The sequence below is a fragment of the Pseudomonas fragi genome (assembly GCF_025426255.1).
Lineage (GTDB): Bacteria > Pseudomonadota > Gammaproteobacteria > Pseudomonadales > Pseudomonadaceae > Aquipseudomonas > Aquipseudomonas kulmbachensis.
This window is the reverse complement of the sequence record NZ_CP104861.1, coordinates 1,795,476-1,809,389: the sequence shown is the minus strand read 5'-3', so window position 1 is coordinate 1,809,389 and position 13,914 is coordinate 1,795,476. Positions and strand designations below refer to the sequence as shown.

The 13,914-nt window shown below is 57.9% G+C and carries 12 protein-coding genes and 1 pseudogene; 6 read left to right on the top strand and 7 right to left on the bottom strand.

The genetic code is table 11. The annotated features are described in order from the left end of the window. Positions 1 to 11: 11 nt before the first annotated feature. Complete coding sequence (locus tag N7D90_RS08450) at positions 12 to 761, bottom strand: thioesterase II family protein (protein ID WP_261741731.1); 750 nt, start codon at positions 759 to 761, stop codon at positions 12 to 14. A gap of 326 nt (positions 762 to 1,087) precedes the next feature. On the opposite strand from N7D90_RS08450, the gene N7D90_RS08445 reads away from it, so the two are divergent. Beyond that, complete coding sequence (locus N7D90_RS08445) at positions 1,088 to 1,636, top strand: RNA polymerase factor sigma-70 (RefSeq protein ID WP_261741730.1); 549 nt, start codon at positions 1,088 to 1,090, stop codon at positions 1,634 to 1,636. Between the two features lie 76 nt (positions 1,637 to 1,712). Here the strand turns inward: N7D90_RS08445 and N7D90_RS08440 are convergent. Next, positions 1,713 to 2,324, bottom strand: a pseudogene (locus N7D90_RS08440) (GNAT family N-acetyltransferase); the annotation flags it as partial. Between the two features lie 101 nt (positions 2,325 to 2,425). After that, complete coding sequence (locus N7D90_RS08435; RefSeq protein ID WP_395247246.1) at positions 2,426 to 3,226, bottom strand: substrate-binding periplasmic protein; 801 nt, start codon at positions 3,224 to 3,226, stop codon at positions 2,426 to 2,428. Positions 3,227 to 3,415: 189 nt separating this feature from the next. On the opposite strand from N7D90_RS08435, the gene N7D90_RS08430 reads away from it, so the two are divergent. Both N7D90_RS08430 and N7D90_RS08425 read left to right on the top strand, forming a co-directional pair. Beyond that, positions 3,416 to 3,958 carry an exonuclease domain-containing protein gene (locus tag N7D90_RS08430; protein WP_261741729.1) on the top strand — a complete coding sequence of 181 codons (543 nt, stop codon included), beginning with the start codon at positions 3,416 to 3,418 and terminating at the stop codon, positions 3,956 to 3,958. 79 nt (positions 3,959 to 4,037) lie between these two features. After that, positions 4,038 to 4,319 carry a pyrimidine/purine nucleoside phosphorylase gene (locus tag N7D90_RS08425; RefSeq protein ID WP_261741728.1) on the top strand — a complete coding sequence of 94 codons (282 nt, stop codon included), beginning with the start codon at positions 4,038 to 4,040 and terminating at the stop codon, positions 4,317 to 4,319. Between the two features lie 102 nt (positions 4,320 to 4,421). Here N7D90_RS08425 and N7D90_RS08420 read toward each other — a convergent pair whose 3' ends face one another. After that, positions 4,422 to 6,179 carry an ABC transporter transmembrane domain-containing protein gene (locus N7D90_RS08420; protein WP_261741727.1) on the bottom strand — a complete coding sequence of 586 codons (1,758 nt, stop codon included), beginning with the start codon at positions 6,177 to 6,179 and terminating at the stop codon, positions 4,422 to 4,424. Between the two features lie 249 nt (positions 6,180 to 6,428). Between N7D90_RS08420 and N7D90_RS08415 the strand changes: the two genes are divergently transcribed. Then, on the top strand, positions 6,429 to 6,605 hold the full coding sequence (locus N7D90_RS08415) for a PA1571 family protein (RefSeq protein WP_261741726.1): 177 nt from the start codon (positions 6,429 to 6,431) through the stop codon (positions 6,603 to 6,605). A 92-nt stretch (positions 6,606 to 6,697) separates the two neighbouring features. On the opposite strand, the gene pdxB is transcribed toward N7D90_RS08415, so the two are convergent. After that, positions 6,698 to 7,840, bottom strand: a complete 1,143-nt coding sequence (pdxB, locus tag N7D90_RS08410) for a 4-phosphoerythronate dehydrogenase PdxB (RefSeq protein ID WP_261741725.1) — start codon at positions 7,838 to 7,840, stop codon at positions 6,698 to 6,700. A gap of 175 nt (positions 7,841 to 8,015) precedes the next feature. On the opposite strand from pdxB, the gene N7D90_RS08405 reads away from it, so the two are divergent. After that, positions 8,016 to 9,416 (top strand): MATE family efflux transporter, encoded by a 1,401-nt coding sequence (locus N7D90_RS08405; RefSeq protein WP_261741724.1) that lies wholly within the window; start codon positions 8,016 to 8,018, stop codon positions 9,414 to 9,416. 155 nt (positions 9,417 to 9,571) lie between these two features. Here N7D90_RS08405 and tusA read toward each other — a convergent pair whose 3' ends face one another. After that, positions 9,572 to 9,820, bottom strand: a complete 249-nt coding sequence (gene tusA / locus N7D90_RS08400; protein ID WP_261741723.1) for a sulfurtransferase TusA — start codon at positions 9,818 to 9,820, stop codon at positions 9,572 to 9,574. A 14-nt stretch (positions 9,821 to 9,834) separates the two neighbouring features. Next, the gene (gene rlmM / locus N7D90_RS08395) at positions 9,835 to 10,911 is read right to left on the bottom strand and encodes a 23S rRNA (cytidine(2498)-2'-O)-methyltransferase RlmM (protein WP_261741722.1); all 1,077 of its coding nucleotides are present in this window, start codon (positions 10,909 to 10,911) and stop codon (positions 9,835 to 9,837) included. A gap of 204 nt (positions 10,912 to 11,115) precedes the next feature. Between rlmM and acnA the strand changes: the two genes are divergently transcribed. Beyond that, on the top strand, positions 11,116 to 13,860 hold the full coding sequence (acnA, locus tag N7D90_RS08390) for an aconitate hydratase AcnA (protein ID WP_261741721.1): 2,745 nt from the start codon (positions 11,116 to 11,118) through the stop codon (positions 13,858 to 13,860). Positions 13,861 to 13,914: the final 54 nt, after the last annotated feature.

Sequence of the window (13,914 nt, the reverse complement as noted above, 5' to 3'; positions counted from 1 at the left end):
AGCGCGCGGCTTTACCCGCCAGGCTGTCGGGCCTGCTGATTGCGCCAGCGTGTCAGATGCTCTTCGGCGTAACGGCGAACGCTGCGCAACAACTCAACTTCCTGCTGCACCAGAAAGAAGTGATGGCCCTCAAACATGTCGAGGGAAAACCTGTTGCAGGTATCGGTTTGCCAATCGAGCAGTTGTTCGGTGCGTACACTGTCCTGCTTGCCGCCGAACACGTGGATGGGAATGGGCAACGGCGAACGCTGGCCATAGCTGAAACTGCCACATAACAGGAAATCGGCGCGCAGGATCGGCAGCATCAACTGCATCAGTTCGGTATTGGCCAGCAGCTCTTCGCCGGTGCCTTTAAGCTCGCGCAAACGGGCAATCAACTGTTCATCGGTTTTCGCCACGGTGTATTCGCTGACATCGCGCCGGGCAGGCCCGGCCGTGGCCGAAGCAAATAACGCGAGCGGTGCAGGCAGGCCGCGCTCACGCAGGGCATGGGCCAGCTCGAAAGCCAGCAGCCCGCCCAGGCTGTGCCCAAACAAGGCATAAGGACGGTCGAGTTCGGCACTGATTTCATCGGCCAACTGGCAGGCCAGACGGCGTATATCGCTTTGCAGCGGTTCGTCCATCCGCATGCCGCGCCCCGGCAGTTCCAGTGGGCGCACTTGCAACCATTCGGGCATGGAACGGCGCCAGCGGCTATAGCTCATTGCACTGGCGCCCGAGTAAGGCAGGCAGAACAGACGCAACTTGATCACGTCGCTCATGCCAGGCTGCCATTGCGTAGAAATAACGACGGTTTACGCTCAAAAAACATCTCGCCCTCCTGCCTCAAACCATTCATTGCCGGCCTCTGTATCCGGCGTTCATGCATTGAAAACGGTTGAGCCAGGCAATTAATTAGCCATTGCAGTGATGGCCTTTTAAAGTCATTCGCGGGCGTTGTGAGACATGTCTCAGTCTGTCGTCTGAATCGGTATTAATTCTGTTTCTCAATTGACAATCATTATCATTAAGCCTAATTTGTGACCAGCTGTGTAGGTCGCCTCCCTTGCCGTGGCCCTCACTCATTCAATCGCATCAGGTGATCTCCATGACGGAACAAATGTCCACAAGCAAGTGCGACTCACCCTTACTTCAAGCTTTCGTCGATAACCGACTTATCCTGGTCAAGATCGCAGCACGCATCACCGGTTGTCGATCCAGGGCTGAAGATGTGGTGCAGGATGCCTACTTCCGCTTGCAGTCCGCGCCGCAGATCACCTCTTCATTCAAGGCGCAGCTGAGTTATCTGTTCCAGATCGTGCGCAACCTGGCAATCGATCACTACCGCAAGCAGGCGCTCGAGCAGAAGTACTCGGGCACGGAAGAGGAAGGCTTGAATGTGGTCATTCACGGCGCGTCTCCGGAAACCTCGCATATCAATTTCTCGACCCTGGAACACATCGCTACGGCGCTGACTGAGCTGCCGAGCCGTACCCGCTATGCGTTTGAGATGTATCGCCTGCACGGCGTGCAGCAAAAGGACATTGCCAAGGAGTTGGGCGTGTCGCCAACCCTGGTCAACTTCATGATTCGCGATGCGCTGGTGCATTGCCGCAAGGTATCGGGAACGCAAGCCGATACCTTTGCCCGACGCTGAGCTCGCACGACCTCTGGGGGCGGCGCTGATGCCATCGCGAGCGGGCTCGCTCCAACAAAGATTTGCTTAGCGTGCGTCAGACCAACTCCCGCCCTGCAAAAAACTGCTCCCGGCTCTGCATCATCAGGGCCGCTCGCTTGTGCGGAAAGTCGAACTCTTTCAAGCGGTGATAGCCCTGACTCTGCATGTAGCCGATCATTTTCGCGTTGTCGGCCCGGGGTTCAGCCACTACGCGCTGAGTGCGCGGATCATCCAGAAACAGGTAATGGGTCAGCGCTGCCAGCCAGCTGGCAACCTTGTGCGGCCCACGATGCGCCTGCTCTCCCACCAGCATGTGAATCCCACGATCGTAGTCATCCACGTCGTAGAACGGCGCAATTCGGTCTTCCCTGGCCCAGTAGGCCTCGAAATAGGCAAATGGCTGATCATCGAAGCAACCGATCAGGGTCAGGGTATGCGGGTCTGCCGCGAGTTTCTCCAGGTACTGGCGATGCTTTTCCAGGGTGCCGCCCTCTTCCCAGAAATCCATCACCCGCGGAGTGTTTTGCCAGCGGCTGAAACGCTCAAGGTCGATTTCGATGTCCAGCGCCCGCAATGAAATCCAGGCGCCAAGCTGCGCATCGAAACGTCGATAGACTTCACCTTGGGGTTTTGGCGCTCGCAGCGGATGGCGAGTGCCTGCGGTGATGGTCATCGCCGGTGGAGTCGGGGTAATTGCAGTCATGGTTCGGGCTCACGTTTATCGTCAACAGTTACGCAGAGAACGTGAACCGTGGCGAAAAATTTAGCCTAGGAAGGCTCGACCGCGACTACTGCAATTTTGTAAGGTGCAAAAATAGCCATCAACTGACCATTGTCACGAAGCTTTTGCATCATTTGGGCAAAATGCTGACTCTGGATCGGTGCTTGCGGGCGCAGCAGCGCGTAGTGACGATAGGTCTGATCGATACGCTGGGACACGATCAGCTCCGACTTGGCCTGCGGGGCGTAGCGCAGCATGTCGATAAGATTGGAGCGGGTCATCAATGCAATATCTGCCCGCCCGCGCAAGACCATCAACAGGTTGCTCTCGTGGGAGTAGGTCAGCATTGCGTTGTACGATTCGGTGAGAAATTTGGGCGTGGGGTTGAACCCGGCAAAGGCGTAGTGATAACCGCTGAATAGCGCCAGACGTTTACCCTTGAGGTCGTCGAAATAGTTTTGTTGGCGATCAGGGTACTGCTTGGCGACAAACACTTCAGCGTCTTCAAGGCCCATGTCGACAGCAATGTAAGAGAGCCCCTGCCAACCCCAGGCGGGGTTTTCAAACATCATCATGTCCACCCGCCCGCGCTCGAAATCGCGCACCCGGCGCGGTATGGAGCTAGGCACGAGGACAAAACGGTAGTCGCTCTGCAACTGGTTGAGGGCGTTGAGCAATTGTGACAACAGGCCAATATCGGCGCCGCGTTCCGGGCGCACGGTATACGGCGGAAAGTGTGCGGCACCGACCCTGATTTCCTGGACGGCCCAAACCGGTGTCAACCAGACCATGCCAAGGACCAGCAGCAGGCTGTGGACCACCTGCATTGGCAAACACTTCAAAACCATACACATCTGGCGGCGCCCATGGCTGGAACTTATTGATCGACACACGACCTGAGATCGAGCACGCACACAATTAAAGCGTATATAGACTAGCAAGCAAGCAGTTGACTGGCCCACTACAAATTTAGTCTCAGGGCCTGTGCTTTAGCTACGCTGCAACCTCAACGCCGATGCTGTTCAAGGAAGCTGCACATGCCTCACTGGCTGGTAATTGACCTGGAAGCCACGACCGATGATGGCGGCTGGCCTCTGGAAGAAATGGAAGTGATTGAAATCGGCGCCAGTGTGGTCACCCGCACGGGCCGCGAAGTGGGCCATTTTCAGCGTTTTATTCGCCCGCAACGGCGCCCGTTGTTGACGCCTTTTTGTCGGCAGCTAACCCGGATCACCCAGGCCAATATTGATGCCGGGGCGCCCATGGTGCAGGTCTGGGAACAGTTCGAACGCTGGTTGGGCCAGCATCTGCCCAGGCTTGAAGGCTGGGCCAGTTGGGGCGACTACGACCGCAAACAGCTGGAGCAGGAGTGGCGCCAAAACCAGCTGGACAGTGCCCTGCTGCAATTGCCGCACATGAACCTCAAGCAGCAATTCGCCCAGGCCCGCCAGCTAAAGCGTCCGCTGGGGCTTAACAGCGCGCTGCAACTGGCCGGGATGCAGTTCAACGGGCAACAACACCGGGCCCTGGAAGATGCGCGAAATACAGCCCGTTTATTGCCGCTGGTGTTGAAGGGTTAGCGCCCATAAAAGGGCGTGACGGGATAAAACCGCTTCTGCATACTGGCCAGCCATTTTTAGCCCACTCCGAGGAATCGCCATGTTTAAAGTCAACGAATACTTCGACGGCACCGTCAAGTCGATTGCCTTCACACAAACCGAAGGCAAGGCCACCATTGGCGTCATGGCTGCGGGTGAATACGAGTTCGGTACGGCCGAGCGTGAAATCATGCACGTGGTGTCGGGTGAGCTGAGCGTCAAACTGCCGGGCAGTAGCGAGTATGAAACCTTCAAGACCGGTAGCCAGTTCAATGTACCGGCCAACAGCAAGTTCCAGCTCAAGGTTGCAGTAGATACTGCTTACCTGTGTGAGTACCGCTAAATCCGGCACCCCTGCTCTGTAGCCGCGGAGGAGCGGAGCGAGGCTGCGAGGTGTTTGAGTCGCAGCCTTCGTTCCTCATCAGCGGCTACAGAACATCAGACCTCACCCCCCCACATTGAACTGCAACGCCGCCAACCGCGCATACAGCGGATTGCTGGCGATCAACTGGGCGTGGGTGCCGATGGCAACCAACTTGCCCTGATCCATCACCGCAATCCGATCGGCGTTTTGTACGGTGGCCAGGCGGTGGGCAATCACCAGCGTCGTGCGACCTTGCATCAGGCTGGGCAAGGCCTGCTGGATCAAATACTCGCTCTGGGCATCAAGCGCACTGGTGGCTTCATCCAGCAACAGGATCGGCGCATCGACCAGCAACGCCCGGGCAATCGCCAAACGCTGGCGCTGACCGCCCGATAACCCCAGACCGCCGTCCCCCAAATGGGTTTTATAGCCCTCGGGCATTTGCAGGATAAAGTCGTGGGCATGGGCAATGCGCGCCGCAGCTTCAACTTGCGCATCACTAGCCTGGGCATTGCCATAACGGATGTTGTCTTCGATGGTGCCGAAAAACAGTGCCGGGGTTTGCGACACCAGGGCAAAGCAACGGCGCAGGTCTTGCGGGTCAAGCTGAGTGATCGGCTGCCCCTCAAGCAGAATCTGCCCTTGCTGCGGATCGTAAAAGCGCAGTAACAAGTCAAACAATGTCGACTTGCCCGCCCCTGATGGCCCCACCAGGGCCAGGGTCTCGCCCGCCTTGACCGACAGGCTCAGGCCGTCAATTGCATAGCTTTCAGGCCGTGACGGGTAGGAAAAATGCAGGTTTTCAAGCTGCAAATTACCCTCAACCCGCGTAGGCAACACGCGCAACCCCGTGCTCGGCGCCAAAATCAGGCTTTTCGCCTGCAGCAGTTCGGCAATACGCTCTGCCGCACCCGCTGCCTGTTGCAACTCGCCAATCACTTCACTCAGGGTGCCAAACGCGCTGCCGACGACGAGGCTGTAAAACACAAACGCCGCCAACTCGCCGCCGGTGATACGCCCTGCGATCACGTCCATGCCGCCAACCCACAGCATCACCCCCACTGCCCCTAGAACCAGCAAGATAACCAAGGTAATCAGCCAGGCCCGTTGCAGGATGCGTTTGCGCGCGGTAGCAAAGGCCTGCTCCACAGTGCTGGCAAAGCGCTGCTGATCTTGCTGTTGATGGTTGTAGGCCTGAACCGTTTTGATCTGCCCCAAGGCTTCGGCGACATAACTGCCAACATCGGCGATTCGGTCCTGGCTCTGACGCGACAAACTGCGCACCCGGCGACCAAAGAACAGGATGGGCACCAGCACCAGTGGCAGGGCAACCACCACGATACTGGTGAGCTTGGGGTTGGTGACAAACAACAACACCACACCGCCAATCACCATCAGGCTGTTGCGCAAGAACAAGGACAGCGAAGAGCCGATGACCGATTGCAGCAAAGTGGTGTCGGTGGTCAGGCGTGACTGGATTTCCGAGCTGCGGTTGTTTTCATAAAACCCCGGATGCAAGCCGATCAGGTGATTGAACACCTGGCGCCGAATGTCGGCGACCACCCGCTCACCGATCCATGACACCAGGTAAAAACGCACAAAGGTGCCCACTGACAATCCCAGCACCAGCACCAGAAAAAAACCGATCGACTGGTTGAGCAAATGCGGTGACTGAGTCATGAAGCCCTTGTCGACCAACAGGCGAATGCCCTGCCCCATCGACAAGGTGATGCCCGCCGTAACAATCAGCGCCAGCAGTGCACCAAAGGCCTGCCAACGATATGGCGCAAGAAAATGGGTGGCCAAACGAATGGCCCGACGGTGCCGGGAAGAAAGCATGCGAGGGTATCCAGAAAGAGGACAAGGGTGAAAAGCCACCAGCCTACAACGAAGTTCGGTTTAAACCGGTAAACCTTTCTCAGTCGTTTTGAATATGACCAAGATCTACAAGGCCTAGGCTGTAAAGTTCTAAAGTGAGGCTGGAAGTTTCAGAATATTTCTGTTGGACTGGGATGGACACTGTGTTTGTAACAGCTCAGTCATTAAACGGATCTACAGTAGCGCTACCCCCTGATGAGGAGACAGGCCATGGATTTGCAACAGAACGCTCAAGCCGTACCCGTAATTCGCACCCAGACACACCAGTCTCTGGGGTGCGCAATCATCGATGAAAATGGTCAGGAAATTTCGATCACCGAAGAGATGATTCAGGACGCTTGCCACGAGCTGGAGCAACGTCTGGTCAAACCTTCACGCAAGGACTGATCCCTGCATACAAGACTTTCCCGATGATCAAACAGCTTTCGCTTCACTGACCGGCCTTACTGCGTAAGGCCGGTTTTTTTATCTGCGCAGGCTTATACCAGCACAGCGCCCAGGGCCTTTACCAGTTGCTTCAAAGCTACGGACTCGCCTTCGATGTGGACCGGCAAACCTTCGATTTCGCGGCGCAGCGGGTAATGCTTGCGCAAACCGTCGAATGCCAGCTTCTGCTCCTGGACACTGCCAATCAGGCTGCGGCGAAAGTCAGCATCGTCACGGCGCGGGTCGTACACACCACGACAAAGCATGCCCAGGGCCCAGGCGGGATCGGTGTCGGCACTCAATTCGACCTTCGCCAGCCAAGGCGCCGGCAGCAGGTCGGCGAGCTGCACCTGCGGGGTATGGCCAAGAAAATCACACAGCGCCTGATAAATCTGCGCGGTGCCCCGCTGTTTGCCATCCAGGCTGTAGCCAGCGATATGCGGGGTGGCCAGCACGCACAAGTCAGCCAGCTCAACGTCCACTTGCGGCTCGCCTTCCCACACATCCAGCACTGCTTGCAGGTCATCGCGACGGGTCAGCACGTCGCGCAGTGCGGCATTGTCGATCACCGGGCCACGGCTGGCGTTGATCAGCCAGGTGCCCGATTGCAGTTGCTCCAGGCGCTGCTGATCGAGCAGGTGCCAAGTCGGGAAGTCGCCGGTCTTGCTCAGCGGGGTGTGCAGGCTGAGTACATCGCACTGCTCGATGATCTGCTCGAGGCTGACGTAATCGCCACCTTCTGACGCTTCACGCACGGGGTCGCAAACCAGCACATTGAAGCCCAGCGAGCGCAGCACGTTAATCAGTCGCCCGCCCACTTCACCGGCGCCAATCACGCCATAGGTGCGCTGCGTCAGATCGGCACCTTCAATTTCGGCCAGGGTCAGCAGGCTGCCGAGCACGTAATCGACCACACCCCTGGCATTGCAGCCGGGGGCGCTGGACCACTGGATACCGGCTTGCTGAAAGTAGTCCAGCGCCAGGTGATCGGTGCCGATGGTGCATGTACCGACAAACCGCACCGCGCTGCCCTCGAGCAAGTCGCGGTCTACTTTAGTCACCGAGCGTACCAGCAGGATATCGGCGTCATGTACGTCTGCGCGGTTGATCTGGCGCCCCGGCAAGCGGCGTATTTCACCGAAGTCAGCAAAAAATTCTTCGATCAACGGAATATTTTCGTCAGCAACAATCAACATGGCAGGCTCCTTTCGCGGAGAGGCAGTGTAGGCGTTGTTGCGATGAATGGGCCAGCCGGGTGTGGAAGGTACTCACAGTCACGCTTACAAACATCCTACAACTCAGTGTTTTCTGACCATTTGGTCAGGCGTACAATCTCCGGCTTTGCGCGTTAAACACTGTGGATGCACGACTGTGAACTCTGTAACTCATGACTCTCCCCCTATCGCTGTCAGCCGCCCGGCCCGGGTTCGCACAGAAGTTCGCGCGCTGCTGACGCTGGCGTTTCCGATCATCATTTCGCAGATCGCCACCACGGCCATGGGTTTTGTCGATGCGGTGATGGCTGGGCGCGTCGGGCCGCGAGACCTGGCTGCCGTGGCGCTGGGCAACTCGATCTGGGTGCCGGTGTTTTTGCTGATGTCAGGCATTTTGTTGGCAACCACGCCCAAAGTCGCACAACGCTTTGGCGCAGATGCTCACGCCGAAATCGGCCCCATCGTTCGCCAGGCGCTGTGGCTGGCACTGATAACCGGCGTGTGTGCGGCCCTGATCCTGATCGCTGCCGAACCGCTGCTGTATTTGATGAAAGTCGATCCTGACCTGATCGAACCGAGCATGGGGTACTTGCACGGGATCGCCAGTGGCATGCCTGCTGTAGGGCTGTATTGCGTATTGCGCAATTTCAGCGATGGCCTGGGCAAAACCCGGCCAAGCATGGTGCTGGGGCTGTGCGCCCTGGCGCTCAATATCCCGATCAACTACATCTTCATTTACGGCCACTTTGGCGTTCCGGCCATGGGCGGCGTGGGCTGTGGCTGGGCCACGGCGATTGTGATGTGGTTTATGGCCCTCGGCATGGTGGTCTGGACCTATCGCGGGGCGATCTACCGGTCGAGCAAGGTCTACAGCCATTTTGAATGGCCACAATGGGCGATTCTCAAGCGTTTGCTCAGCGTGGGTTTGCCCATCGGGATCGCGGTATTTGCCGAGTCGAGCATTTTTGCGGTGATTGCCCTGTTGATTGGCAGCCTGGGCGCAACCGTGGTGGCGGGTCATCAAATTGCCCTGAACTTCAGCTCGCTGGTGTTCATGATCCCGTATTCGCTGGGTATGGCGATTACCGTACGCGTGGGGCAGGCACTGGGCCGTCAGCAACCAAGGGAAGCACGGTTTGTGGCGGGCGTTGGGATGGGCACCGCACTGATTTGGGCCGCGATTTCCGCCAGCCTGATCCTGCTGCTGCGCGAGCAGATCGCGACCGTCTACACCGCAGACCCAATGGTGATCGAGGTGGCGACCATGTTGCTGATGTTTGCCGCGCTGTATCAGTTTTCGGATGTGATCCAGGTGACTGCAGCCGGTGCACTGCGCGGCTATCAGGACACGCGGGTGACGATGATTCTGACCTTGTTTGCTTACTGGGGGATTGGTTTGCCGGTGGGTTATGCCTTGGGGCTGACCGACTGGTTCGGCGCAGCCAATGGCCCGAGCGGGCTATGGCAAGGTTTGATCGTGGGCTTGACCTGCGCCGCGCTGATGCTCGGCGTACGGCTGGCGCGTAGTGCGAAAAAGCATATTCGCCGCGCCGGGTAACCTGTAGCAGCTGCCGAAGGAACGAGGCTGCGTTCGGCGGCGCAGCCGTCGTAAAACCTGAGTCCGCAGTTTAACTGACAGACCGTGGACTCAGGTTTTACGATCGCTTCGCAATCGAACGCAGCCTCGCTCCTTCGGCAGCGGCTACACAAATTTCAATCCAGCTTTTTACGGATCCAGTACAGGTACTTGCCCGCCTCTTCCTGCTGCCCCACCAGTTCATGGTCCAGAAACACGCAGAACTTGGGAATGTCGCGGCGGGTCGAAGGGTCTGTGGCAATGACTTTCAGCAAGCCGCCCGGCGCCAGGTCGCGAATGTGCTGGTGCAACATCATCACCGGCTCAGGGCAGTTGAGGCCGGTGGCGTCCAGAGTGCCGTCAACCGGCAGGTCAGTAAAACTCATCAGTAACTCCCGAATCAGCGAGATTTAGGTTTTTTAACGTCCAGTCGACGCAGATGACAGGTCACTTCTTCACGGTCGTGGTACAGCTGCTTACAGCCGATTTCAACCTGGATGCCCCGCGCCTTGAAGCCGTCAGCGATGCGATCAAGCAAACGTCGCACTTCGGCATAGCGCTGTTTCATCGGCAATTTCAAGTTAACCACCGCTTCACGGCAATGGCCTTCGCCGATCCACTCTTCCAGCATCGCCGCATTGCGCGCCGGTTTCTCGACGATATCGCAGACCATCCAGTCCACTGGCTGCTTGGGCTTGAAGGTAAAGCCGTCGGCCATCAAGTGCTGCACCAGACCAGTATCCATCAGGCTTTCAGCCATCGGGCCGTTGTCGATGGCGGTCACGATCATGCCGCGATTGACCAACTGCCAGGTCCAGCCACCCGGGGCGGCGCCCAGGTCAACGCCGGTCATGTCACTGTGCAAGCGCTCATCCCATTGATCACGGGGGATAAAGTGATGCCAGGCTTCTTCGAGCTTGAGGGTCGAGCGGCTCGGCGCTTCGCGCGGGAACTTCAGGCGCGGGATGCCCATGGGCCACATGGCACAGTTATCGGACTCCGCCAGGCCGAGGAACACTTCGCGGCCGCTTTTAAAGGTCAGCAGCAGACGCGGCTTGTGCGCGTCGTCTTCAACCAGTTTGCCAGCCTTGATCAACGCCTTGCGCAAATGCGCTTCGAACTTCTTGCAGAAGTTGGACAGCTCTTTGCCATCGTTGGTGTCGACGATTTCCAGCCACAGACTGCCACACACCGGAAAATCGGCCATGTGCTCAAGGATGACGCTGATCCGGTCGGTTTCCGGCAGATCGACAAAGCTGCCCCGGGCCCATTGGCGCGGAAAGATCAGCTCGGCAAATCGCAAATTGTTCATAAGGCGTGCAGTGCCGCCTTCTTCGGTGCACACAAACTCGGCGCAGGCAGTGCTCGGCTTGGCCTTGGCATAGCCAGACACGTTAAGGCGAGCGGCATGCTCGGCGATTTCCGAGCAGACTTCGCCTTCAAAACCGGGGCGGCAGTGCATAAAAAGGGTGTTCATTGAATTACTCCTGGGCAACTGGCGGGAATTGGCCTGCTGCGCAACCTTGCTTTGGAGCAAGGCGTGTCACGAAAAGGCGGGCATGATAACTGACTTCGGAACCTTGAACCCGCATAGACAGTCCAGTTATTAGCCACAGCCCGGAATCAGAGCTAGGTTAGAAGCTCTGCTTTAACCCCGTGATCCGTCTAAAGGAGTCATTTCATGTCCTCCCTCGATAGCCTGAACACTCTGGCCACACTAAAAGTCGACGATAAGACTTATCACTATTTCAGCCTGCCGCTCGCCGCCAAGTCACTGGGCGATTTGAGCAAGTTGCCGATGTCGCTCAAAGTACTGCTGGAAAACCTGCTGCGCTGGGAGGACGGTAAAACGGTCACCGAGCCCGACCTAAAGGCCCTGGCCGCTTGGCTCAAGGAACGGAGCAGCGACCGGGAAATCCAGTACCGCCCGGCCCGGGTACTGATGCAGGATTTTACCGGAGTACCGGCCGTGGTCGACCTGGCGGCCATGCGCGCCGCGATGGCCAAGGCAGGCGGCGACCCGCAGCGGATTAACCCGCTGTCCCCCGTGGATCTGGTGATTGACCACTCGGTGATGGTCGACCGGTTCGGCAGCGCCAGCGCTTTTGAACAAAACGTCGATATCGAGATGGAACGCAACGGCGAACGCTATGCGTTCTTGCGTTGGGGGCAGAATGCCTTCGACAACTTCAGCGTCGTACCGCCCGGCACCGGGATTTGCCATCAGGTAAACCTGGAATACCTGGGCCGTACGGTCTGGACCAAGGATGAAGACGGCCGCACCTATGCCTTCCCCGACACTCTGGTAGGCACCGACTCCCACACCACCATGATCAATGGTCTTGGTGTATTGGGCTGGGGCGTGGGTGGGATTGAAGCCGAAGCCGCAATGCTCGGCCAGCCGGTGTCGATGCTGATCCCGGAAGTCGTGGGGTTCAAACTCAGCGGCAAGCTTAAAGAAGGCATTACCGCCACAGACCTGGTGCTGACGGTCACGCAAATGCTGCGCAGCAAGGGGGTAGTCGGCAAGTTCGTTGAGTTTTATGGCGATGGTCTCGCGGATTTGCCGCTGGCAGACCGTGCCACGATTGCCAACATGGCTCCGGAATATGGCGCGACCTGCGGCTTTTTCCCAGTTGATGACATCACCCTGGACTACCTGCGTTTGTCCGGGCGCCCTGACGCCACCGTGAAACTGGTCGAGGCCTATTGCAAAGCCCAGGGCCTGTGGCGCAACGCAGGCCAGGAGCCGATCTTTACCGAAACCCTGGCACTCGACATGGGCACGGTCGAAGCCAGTCTGGCCGGACCAAAACGTCCGCAGGACCGAGTTTCGCTACCCAACGTGGCGCAAGCCTTCGAAGACTTTCTCAGTTTGCAGTTCCAGCCGAGCAACAAGAAAGAAGTAGGCCGACTTGAGAGTGAAGGCGGTGGCGGCGTGGCCGTGGGCAATGCGGACTTGATCGGCGAAGCGGACTACAGTTTTGAAGGCCATACCTATCGCCTGAAAAACGGTGCGGTGGTCATTGCTGCCATCACCTCGTGCACCAACACTTCCAACCCCAGCGTGATGATGGCCGCCGGACTGGTGGCAAAAAAAGCCGTCGAGAAGGGCCTTACGCGCCAGCCTTGGGTCAAGACCTCACTGGCACCGGGCTCCAAGGTGGTGACTGATTATTACAAGGCCGCAGGTCTGACCCAGTACCTCGACCAATTGGGCTTTGCCCTGGTGGGCTACGGTTGCACCACGTGCATCGGCAACTCGGGGCCACTGCCTGAGCCGATTGAAAAGGCCATTACCCAATCCGACCTGACCGTGGCTTCAGTGCTGTCGGGCAACCGCAACTTTGAAGGTCGCGTACACCCCCTGGTGAAAACCAACTGGCTGGCCTCCCCGCCGCTGGTGGTGGCCTATGCCTTGGCTGGCACGGTACGCATTGATATCAGCCGAGATCCGCTGGGCACAGGTAAAGACGGACAGCCTGTATACCTGCGTGATATCTGGCCAAGCCAGAAAGAGATCGCCGACGCCGTGGCACAAGTCACCACCGGAATGTTCCACAAGGAATACGCCGAAGTGTTTGCCGGTGACGAACAGTGGCAAGCCATCGAGGTGCCGCAAGCTGCAACCTATGTCTGGCAGGAAGACTCGACCTACATCCAGCATCCGCCGTTCTTTGATCAAATCAGCGGGCCGCTGCCGGTGATTGCTGACGTTAAAGGCGCGAATATTCTGGCGCTGTTGGGCGACTCGGTGACCACAGACCACATCTCCCCGGCCGGCAACATCAAGGCCGACAGCCCTGCCGGGCGCTACCTGCGCGAAAAAGGCGTCGAACCACGGGATTTCAACTCTTACGGCTCACGTCGCGGCAACCATGAAGTAATGATGCGGGGCACCTTTGCCAATATCCGCATTCGCAACGAAATGCTCGGCGGCGAAGAAGGCGGCAATACGATCTACATCCCTAGTGGCGAAAAACTGCCGATTTACGATGCGGCCATGCGCTATCAGGCATCCGGTACGCCACTGGTGGTGATTGCCGGTCAGGAATACGGCACCGGTTCAAGCCGTGACTGGGCGGCCAAAGGCACCAATCTGCTGGGGGTCAAGGCAGTGATTGCCGAGAGCTTCGAGCGCATCCACCGTTCAAACCTGGTGGGCATGGGCGTTCTGCCATTGCAGTTCAAGCTGGATCAGAACCGCAAGAGCCTGAACCTTACAGGCAAGGAAACCCTGGGTATCCTCGGGTTAACGGATGCCGAGCTGCAACCACGGATGAATCTGACACTGGTGATCACTCGCGAGAATGGCAGCCAGGAGAAAGTCGAGGTGCTGTGCAGGATCGACACTCTCAACGAGGTGGAATACTTCAAGGCGGGGGGAATTTTGCACTATGTGTTGCGTCAGCTGATTGCTTCTTAGCCATAAGCTGTTTTTTGTAGCCGCTGCCGCAGGCTGCGATGGGGTGCGAAGCAG

Excerpts from the sequence above, each read along its gene's own strand:
- N7D90_RS08450 (WP_261741731.1), bottom strand. The coding sequence starts at position 761 with ATGAGCGACGTGATCAAGTTGCGTCTGTTCTGCCTGCCTTACTCGGGC.
- N7D90_RS08445 (WP_261741730.1), top strand. The coding sequence starts at position 1,088 with ATGACGGAACAAATGTCCACAAGCAAGTGCGACTCACCCTTACTTCAA.
- N7D90_RS08435 (WP_395247246.1), bottom strand. The coding sequence starts at position 3,226 with ATGGTTTTGAAGTGTTTGCCAATGCAGGTGGTCCACAGCCTGCTGCTG.
- N7D90_RS08430 (WP_261741729.1), top strand. The coding sequence starts at position 3,416 with ATGCCTCACTGGCTGGTAATTGACCTGGAAGCCACGACCGATGATGGC.
- N7D90_RS08425 (WP_261741728.1), top strand. The coding sequence starts at position 4,038 with ATGTTTAAAGTCAACGAATACTTCGACGGCACCGTCAAGTCGATTGCC.
- N7D90_RS08420 (WP_261741727.1), bottom strand. The coding sequence starts at position 6,179 with ATGCTTTCTTCCCGGCACCGTCGGGCCATTCGTTTGGCCACCCATTTT.
- N7D90_RS08415 (WP_261741726.1), top strand. The coding sequence starts at position 6,429 with ATGGATTTGCAACAGAACGCTCAAGCCGTACCCGTAATTCGCACCCAG.
- pdxB (WP_261741725.1), bottom strand. The coding sequence starts at position 7,840 with ATGTTGATTGTTGCTGACGAAAATATTCCGTTGATCGAAGAATTTTTT.
- tusA (WP_261741723.1), bottom strand. The coding sequence starts at position 9,820 with ATGAGTTTTACTGACCTGCCGGTTGACGGCACTCTGGACGCCACCGGC.
- rlmM (WP_261741722.1), bottom strand. The coding sequence starts at position 10,911 with ATGAACACCCTTTTTATGCACTGCCGCCCCGGTTTTGAAGGCGAAGTC.
- acnA (WP_261741721.1), top strand. The coding sequence starts at position 11,116 with ATGTCCTCCCTCGATAGCCTGAACACTCTGGCCACACTAAAAGTCGAC.